General features: G+C 63.9%; 3 protein-coding genes. 1 reads left to right on the forward strand and 2 read right to left on the reverse strand.

Annotated elements, in window-relative coordinates; all coding sequences use genetic code 11:
* On the forward strand, positions 1–211 hold a 211-nt coding region (locus V6M52_RS02190; protein WP_332698973.1), incomplete at its 5' end, for a DUF885 family protein.
* A 58-nt stretch (positions 212–269) separates the two neighbouring features.
* On the opposite strand, the gene V6M52_RS02195 is transcribed toward V6M52_RS02190, so the two are convergent.
* Positions 270–1,082 (reverse strand): hypothetical protein, encoded by an 813-nt coding sequence (locus tag V6M52_RS02195; RefSeq protein WP_332698976.1) that lies wholly within the window; start codon positions 1,080–1,082, stop codon positions 270–272.
* Between the two features lie 140 nt (positions 1,083–1,222).
* Positions 1,223–1,840: EAL domain-containing protein (locus V6M52_RS02200; RefSeq protein ID WP_332698979.1), on the reverse strand; the 618-nt coding region annotated here is incomplete at its 5' end.

The following is a 1,840-nucleotide window of genomic DNA, read 5'->3' on the forward strand; positions in this document are numbered from 1 at the left end:
GCGCGAGATCGACCGCTACTGCTGCTCGCCGGGCCAGGCCACCAGCTACAAGGTCGGCCACACCGTCTGGGCCCGCCTGCGCGAGGAGGCCAAGGCCAAGCTGGGCCCGAAGTTCGACCTGAAGGCCTGGCACGACGCGGCCCTGCTCTCGGGCTCCATGCCGCTGACCGTGCTGGAGCGGAACCTGGGCGAGTGGGTGGCGCGGGTCTAGCTAGGCGGCCGCGACGCCGCGCCAGTTCATCGCCTGGGCTCCACGTCCGCAGCTGGCCTTACGGCCCCGATCGGACTGCCCGAGGTTGTCGCGCGGCCGGCAATGCGGTCGCAGCTAGGAGCGAAAACAGAAGCGCAAGACTTGTGACAAACGTAAGTGGCTGGCTCATCGATCCAACGATTTCAGTCAGCGGATCGATCAGGCCGAACCTCATCAACAGTGATCGGATCGCCTCGTTTAAGAAGAAACAGAAGCCCGCGACCAAGAAGGGCCATCCGTTTCTCGGATCCCTTATGAAAAATAGAAATCCCACGGCAAGACATATGACCTGTCCGGTAGTGGCGGCCATCTGGAACCGATAAAATGTCTCGGGACCTTCGATCCTGAACTGGGGCACAAAGCTGATCATGGCGAAGAACAGTGCGATGCCCATGAACAGAATAGTTGTGCTCAGGAGCAGGGAGCCATGCAGTTTCCTGCGGCTTTTCAGCAGGAAAGCCAGAAAGATGAGCAGGCCCAATTCGAGCGTTACCATTACGTTCTGAACGATCAGGAAGTCTCCTTCCCCTGAGACTACGCCCCGGTGGGCTGAATGGACCGACAGCATGGCCGTCGTGGCCACCAGCACCGGACCAGCAACCAGCACAGCCAGTCCCACTTTCCTGTGCGTCTCGTAGCTGCCCCTTGCAATCAGGGTTAGCTGGGTCAGCAGCAGGCCCATCCAGGTAAAAGCTGTCGCGATATGAAGATGGTGATGGGGCTGCGCATCAGCATCGGCCCCGAAATATATGTTCCAGAAGCCCAGGATGCTTATCAGAACGACTGCCGCAATCAGCCCAGTCTCAAGGATATAACGACCAACGCGCTTCATCCTCGGCCCTCCCTGAGATTCTCGTACTGCTCCGGCCGCCCGATCGCAAGCAATCGAGAATCGACGCGGCGGCGGCTCGCTTCAAGGGTGATCCTCGCCGAGGCGTGAGCGCCCGAGCGCGCCGGGGGGGCTGAAAGCCCTTACCCCCAGCCCTCCACCGATCCCATCCGCCGCGCGGCGGGCTTCACGTGGGCCAGGGTGTCGACGGCGGCGCCGGTCGGCTGCTCCGGCGTGTCGGCGGGCGCGCCGTAGAACCAGCCCTGGGCGAAGTCGACCCCGGCCCGGCGCACGGCCTCCTCGGCGTTGGCGTTCTCCACCATCTCGGCCAGGGTCTTGACCCCCAGCTCCGAGCACATGGTCACCAGGTGGCGGATGAAGGTGCTCTCGCGGCCGCCATGCTGCAGCTCGCGGATGTAGCGGCCGTCGATCTTGACGATGTCCAGGGTCAGCTGCTGCAGATAGGCCAGGGAGGCAGCCCCGGCGCCGAAGTCGTCGAGGCAGATCATGCAGCCTTCGGAGCGCAGGGCCTTCAGGTGGCGGTCGGCGACGGCCAGGTCGTCGATGGCCGCGCTCTCGGTGATCTCGAATAGCAGCCGGCCGCAGGCCTCGGGAGTCCCGGCCAGCATGGTCTTGACCGCCTGGACGAAGGCCGGGCTGGTGATGGTGCGGCCGGAGATATTGGCCGCCAGCTTCAGCTGCGGATCGGAGGCCAGCTTGGCGATGGTCTGTTCGACCACGGCGATGTCGAGGGCCTCGAT

The sequence above is a fragment of the Devosia sp. genome (genome assembly GCF_036676215.1).
Taxonomy (GTDB): domain Bacteria; phylum Pseudomonadota; class Alphaproteobacteria; order Rhizobiales; family Devosiaceae; genus Devosia.

Excerpts from the sequence above, each read along its gene's own strand:
- V6M52_RS02195 (WP_332698976.1), bottom strand. The coding sequence starts at position 1,082 with ATGAAGCGCGTTGGTCGTTATATCCTTGAGACTGGGCTGATTGCGGCA.